6 protein-coding genes are annotated in these 5,140 nt (G+C 72.2%); 1 reads left to right on the top strand and 5 read right to left on the bottom strand.

Annotated features, from left to right (window positions below):
• Positions 1 to 335 (bottom strand): endonuclease/exonuclease/phosphatase family protein (locus tag HGA02_RS09765; protein WP_343035419.1); only part of this gene is annotated, 335 nt, incomplete at its 3' end.
• Between the two features lie 57 nt (positions 336 to 392).
• Between HGA02_RS09765 and HGA02_RS09760 the strand changes: the two genes are divergently transcribed.
• A complete protein-coding gene (locus tag HGA02_RS09760) occupies positions 393 to 1,031 on the top strand; it encodes a nucleotidyltransferase family protein (RefSeq protein ID WP_168678839.1) in 639 nt (212 codons plus the stop codon).
• A gap of 95 nt (positions 1,032 to 1,126) precedes the next feature.
• On the opposite strand, the gene HGA02_RS09755 is transcribed toward HGA02_RS09760, so the two are convergent.
• Genes HGA02_RS09755 through HGA02_RS09740 form a run of 4 tightly spaced genes read right to left on the bottom strand, consistent with a single transcriptional unit; the run spans position 1,127 to position 4,996 of the window.
• A complete protein-coding gene (locus HGA02_RS09755) occupies positions 1,127 to 2,011 on the bottom strand; it encodes an ABC transporter ATP-binding protein (RefSeq protein ID WP_246247619.1) in 885 nt (294 codons plus the stop codon).
• The gene (locus tag HGA02_RS09750) at positions 2,008 to 2,964 is read right to left on the bottom strand and encodes an ABC transporter ATP-binding protein (protein ID WP_246247618.1); all 957 of its coding nucleotides are present in this window, start codon (positions 2,962 to 2,964) and stop codon (positions 2,008 to 2,010) included. Before HGA02_RS09750 ends, HGA02_RS09755 begins: the two co-directional genes overlap by 4 nt.
• Positions 2,954 to 3,940 (bottom strand): branched-chain amino acid ABC transporter permease, encoded by a 987-nt coding sequence (locus tag HGA02_RS09745; RefSeq protein WP_124342080.1) that lies wholly within the window; start codon positions 3,938 to 3,940, stop codon positions 2,954 to 2,956. The genes HGA02_RS09750 and HGA02_RS09745 overlap by 11 nt, the downstream gene beginning before the upstream one ends.
• A 12-nt stretch (positions 3,941 to 3,952) precedes the next feature.
• Positions 3,953 to 4,996, bottom strand: coding sequence for a branched-chain amino acid ABC transporter permease (locus tag HGA02_RS09740; RefSeq protein WP_343035418.1), 1,044 nt, complete (start codon positions 4,994 to 4,996; stop codon positions 3,953 to 3,955).
• Positions 4,997 to 5,140 lie beyond the last annotated feature (144 nt).

The raw sequence follows: 5,140 nt of genomic DNA, 5'->3' as shown, positions 1-5,140 counted from the left end.
GGGAGGGTCAGGACGCGCCACTCGCGGACCGGGTGCCGGCTCAGGAGCGCGATGCCGTACCGGGCGGTCGACGGCTCGCGGTCGCCCGTCGCCGCCGTCCAGAGGCCCGGCTCGCCGTGCAGCGTCGCGACGAACCGGTGGTGCGGCGCGCCCATCGCGTCGGCCGCGACGACCGTGAGGTCGGCGCCGTGCGAGCGGGGCTGGTCGCGGTCGACCTCCTGGAGGGCGAGCACGTCGGCGTCGAGGCCGCGCACCGCGGCGGCGAACCGGCCGAGGTCCACCTCGCCGTCCACGGTGGACCGGCCGTGCAGGATGTTGAAGGTCGCGAGTCGCACCCTCGCGATTCTTGTCGTCGACCTGCGGGTCTGCGCGGCGGGATGAAGGATGGCCCGATGACGGTGCAGGGAGCCCTCGAGAACCCGCCGGACGACCGCACGGCGCTGCAGGACGGCCTGCGGCTCGTCGCGGTCGCCCTCACGGACGCGCAGATCCCGTTCGCGCTCGTCGGCGGGTACGCCGCGTGGGCGCGCGGTGCGCCCGAGCCGAGCCACGACGCGGACTTCGCGGTGCCGGAGGAGGACGTCGAGCGCGCGAAGGCGGCGATCGCCGCGGCGGGGCTGATCGTCGAGCAGCCCGCCGAGAACTGGCTGTTCAAGGCGTTCCACCACGGTCAGCTCGTCGACGTGCTGTTCCGCATGGTCGGCGAGCCGGTCACGCGCAAGCTGCTGGACCACAGCGACGAGCTCGAGGTCCTCGCGGTGCGCATGCCGGTGCTGGGCGCGACGCAGATCGTGTCGACGAAGATGCGGGTGCTGGGGGAGCACGCGTGCGACTTCGGCCGCCTGCTCGCGATCGTGCGGGCGCTGCGCGAGCAGATCGACTGGGACGTCGTGCGCGACGACGTGCGCGACCACCCGTACGGGAAGGCGTTCCTGTTCCTCGCCGACGAGCTCGGGATCACCGGACGACCGCACGGCGAGGTCAAGGTCGAGCCGGGACGCACGAGCGGCGTCCCGACCGACGCCGGCTGACGCGACCCGCCAGGCAGCGACGCGGGGCGCGTGACCCTGCAGGCGGACGCGACGACGGCCCGCGGGGGAGCACCCCGCGGGCCGTCCGCCGTCCGTCAGACGCCCGCGGGAGGCGTGCCCTTGTCGTCGGGCCGTCGCGCGGCGCTCTCGACGTCCGTCGCGAGCGTGCCGAGGTACAGCTGGATGACCTTCGGGTCGTGCATGAGGTCCCGGCCGGGCCCGGAGTACGCGTTGCGGCCCTGGTCGAGCACGTACCCGCGGTCGCAGATCTGCAGCGCGCGCCGGGCGTTCTGCTCGACGATGACCACGGACACGCCCGCCTTGTTGATGCGCCGCGTGCGCAGGAACGTCTCGTCCTGCTTGACGGGGGACAGGCCCGCGGACGGCTCGTCGAGCAGCAGGACGGTCGGCTCCATCATGAGCGCGCGCGCCATCGCGACCATCTGCCGCTCGCCGCCCGACAGGGACCCCGCCCGCTGCTTGCGGCGCTCGCCGAGCGTCGGGAACAGGTCGGCGACGAACGCGAACCGCTCGTTGAACTTCCGGGGCGCCTGGTAGGCCCCCATCTGCAGGTTCTCCTCGATCGTGAGCGAGGGGAACACGTTGTTCGTCTGCGGCACGAACCCGACGCCGCGCCGCACCAGGTGGTCGGCGCGCAGGTTCGTGATCGCCTCGCCGCCGAGCGTGACCGACCCCGAGCGGACGGGCACGAGCCCGAACAGCGACTTGAGCAGCGTCGACTTGCCCGCGCCGTTCGGCCCGATGATGCCGACGAGCTCACCGGGGTGCAGCACGAGGTTGCACCCGTTGAGGATGTCGACGCCGGGCAGGTACCCGGCGACGAGGTCCGTCGCGGCCAGCAGCGGCTCGCCGGGAGGCGCTCCGCGGTGGAGCGCGGCCCGGTCGCCGACGGCGACCGCCGTGTCGGCGGGGGCGGCGTCGTGGTCGTCCCGGGTGACGGCGTCCATCGCGTCGCTCATCGCGACCCCTCCTCGTCCTCGGCCCGGAGCTGCTCGAGCACGGCGTCGTCGAGGAGCGCGTCGTCCCCGAGGTCGGTGTCGTGGTGCGCGCCGAGGTAGGCGTCGATCACGGCGGGGTTCTGCATGACGGACTCGGGCGGCCCCTCGGCGACGATGCGGCCCTCGGTCATGACGATCACCCAGTCGGAGATGTGCCGGACCATGTGCATGTCGTGCTCGACGAACAGCACGGTCGTGCCGTCGTCGCGCAGCGCCTGGATGTGCCCGAGCAGCGACTGGGTGAGCGCGGGGTTCACGCCCGCCATGGGCTCGTCGAGCATGATCATGCGCGGCTTCGCCATGAGCGCGCGCGCCATCTCGAGCAGCTTGCGCTGACCGCCCGACAGGCTGCCGGCGAAGTCGTCGCGCTTGGTGTCGAGCTTGAACCGCGTGAGGAGCTCCTCGGCCTGCGCCGTGATCTCCTGCTCGCGGCCGCGCCACAGCGGCGCGACGAGCGCGGCGAACAGGTTCTCGCCGGGCTGCGCGGTGGCACCGAGCCGCATGTTCTCGATGACGGTCATGCGGTTGAGCGCCTTGGTCAGCTGGAACGTGCGGACCATGCCGGCCCGCGCGACGCGTGCGGCGGGGACGCCGCCGAGCGACTTCCCGTCGAACGTCCAGCGCCCGCTGTTGGGCTTGTCGAAGCCCGTGAGCAGGTTGAACAGGGTCGTCTTGCCGGCGCCGTTCGGGCCGATGAGGGCCGTGATGGCACCGCGCTGGATCTCGACGTGGTCGACGTCGACGGCGTTGACGCCACCGAAGTGCCGGCGGACGTCGTCCGCGACCAGGATCGGGTCGGGCTTGCGGGCGCCCGGCTCGTGCGGCACGTCGCGCAGGGCGGCGACCGCGGCGTCGCGCGCGGCCGTCGACGGCGTGGCGACGACGGGGGCGGCGGCTGAGGGCTCAGTGGGCATTGATCGCGAGCTCCTTCTTGTCGCCGAGGATGCCTTGTGGCCGGAAGATGATCAGCAGCATCAGCGTGACGCCGACGATGATCCAGCCGAACTGCTCGATCTGCTCGTTGCGCAGCACCGTCGTGGGGACGACCTCGCGCATCGTGATCTTGATGAAGGCCAGCACGGCCCAGAAGATGATCGACCCGAGCACGGGCCCGAACACGGTCGCGGCCCCGCCGAGCAGCAGGATCGTCCAGACGAAGAACGTCATGGAGCGGCCCATCGAGTCGGGTTGGACGGCGCGTGGCAGCACGTACAGGATGCCCGCGACCGCACCGATCACGCCGCCGAGCACGAGCGACTGCATCTTGTAGCTGTAGACGTTCTTGCCGAGCGAGCGCACGGCGTCCTCGTCCTCGCGGATGCCCTTGAGCACGCGGCCCCACGGGGAGCGGATGAGCAGCCACACGAGCAGGCAGGCGAGCAGCACGACGGCCCAGCCGACGATCCGCAGCCACCAGCTGTTCGACGCGTTGACCGCGTACTCGAACGGCCCGATGGCCCAGTTCCCGTCGGGGAACGGTGAGGCGTCCTGGAACGTGTGCTTGTACTGGTTGCCGCGCAGGCCGCTCGACGCACCCGTGAGGTCCGTGAGGGCCGTGGAGCGCCCGACGAGGCGGACGATCTCGGCGGCCGCGATCGTGACGATCGCGAGGTAGTCGCCGCGGAGCTTCAGCGTGGGGATGCCGAGGATGAGCGCGAACACGGTCGCGGCGGCGATCGCGACGAGCACCGCGGCCCACAGCGGCCAGCCCGCGATCGTGGCGATCGCGAAGCCGTACGCGCCGAGGAGCATGAAGCCCGCCTGGCCCATGTTGAGCAGGCCGGTGAGGCCGAAGTGGATGTTGAGGCCGATCGCGGCGAGCGCGTACGCGGCGGTCGTCGGCGCGAAGAACTCGCCGAGGACGATCGGGAGGATGCGTGACCAGTCCATGGTGTGTCTCCGTTATCCGACGCGCGTCGCGCGGCCGAGGATGCCCTGCGGCCGGACCAGCAGGACGAGGATGAGGATCACGAGCGCCGACGCGTAGCGCATGTCGGTCGGGATCCAGAGGCTCGACAGCTCGACGACGAGGCCGATGACGATCGATCCGGCGAGCGCCCCGAACGCGGCACCGAGGCCGCCCAGGGTGACGGCCGCGAACATGAGCAGCAGCATCGCGCCGCCCGAGTACCACGACGTCGCGCCGAAGTAGAGGCCGACCAGCACGCCGCCGAGCGCCGCGAGCCCCGCGCCGATGACCCACACGAGGCGGATCGTGCGGTTGACGGAGATGCCGGACGCGGCGGACAGGGCCGGGTTGTCGGAGACGGCGCGCGTGGCACGACCGGCCCGGGTCCGCAGCAGGAAGTACGCGACGCCGGCCAGCGCGACGACCGCGATGAGCATCGACCAGAGCGTCGTGACGGTGAGGCGCACCGGCCCGAGCGTCACGGACGTCGGGGTCTCGGTGACGATGCGCAGCGGACCGGCCCCGAAGAAGAACTGGTACACGTACGAGATCGCCATCGACAGGCCGATCGTCACGATCATCTGCTGGATCATGCCGACGCCGCGCCGGCGCAGCGGGCGCCACAGGATCGCGTCCTGGAGCCACCCGGACGCCGCCCCGAGGAGCACCGCGATGATCGCCGAGGGGATGAGCGGGAGCCCGACGAGCTGCGTGCCGACGTACGCGAGGATGCCGCCGAGCGACACCTGCTCGCCGTGCGCGAAGTTGCTCAGGCCCGTCGTGCCGTAGATGAGCGAGAGGCCGACGCTCGCGAGCGCGAGCAGCGTGCCGAACACCAGCCCGTTGACGGTGAGCTGCGCGACGCGGGACGCGGTGATGCCGCCGCCGCCGGTCGAGGACGACTGCGTGCCGCCGTCGTCGGTGCCCGGGGTGGGCGTCGGGCCGTCGCTCGGCTCGTCACCGCCGCCGGACCCGCCCGCGGCGGGCTCGCCGAGCGGGAACAGGGCCGCCGCGGAGGCGCCGAGGCCCACCTGCACGGTGCGCGGGTTGTTGCCGGGGCCGCGCGGCCCTGACCTGCGGCGACGTCGAGGTGTGACCTCTTTCACCCCGGTCGGACCCCGGCACGGGGTTGGAGATCTGTCACGGTTCCGTTACGGTCGCGTGTCGGTCCTGCCCGTCCG

It is taken from the genome of Cellulomonas septica (assembly GCF_012396155.1).
Lineage (GTDB): Bacteria > Actinomycetota > Actinomycetes > Actinomycetales > Cellulomonadaceae > Cellulomonas > Cellulomonas septica.
The sequence above is the reverse complement of the archived record's forward strand: the minus strand, read 5'-3'. Positions and strand labels throughout refer to the sequence as shown.

Coding starts and splice junctions, on each gene's coding strand:
- HGA02_RS09745 (WP_124342080.1), bottom strand. CDS start 3,940: ATGGACTGGTCACGCATCCTCCCGATCGTCCTCGGCGAGTTCTTCGCG.
- HGA02_RS09755 (WP_246247619.1), bottom strand. CDS start 2,011: ATGAGCGACGCGATGGACGCCGTCACCCGGGACGACCACGACGCCGCC.
- HGA02_RS09750 (WP_246247618.1), bottom strand. CDS start 2,964: ATGCCCACTGAGCCCTCAGCCGCCGCCCCCGTCGTCGCCACGCCGTCG.
- HGA02_RS09760 (WP_168678839.1), top strand. CDS start 393: ATGACGGTGCAGGGAGCCCTCGAGAACCCGCCGGACGACCGCACGGCG.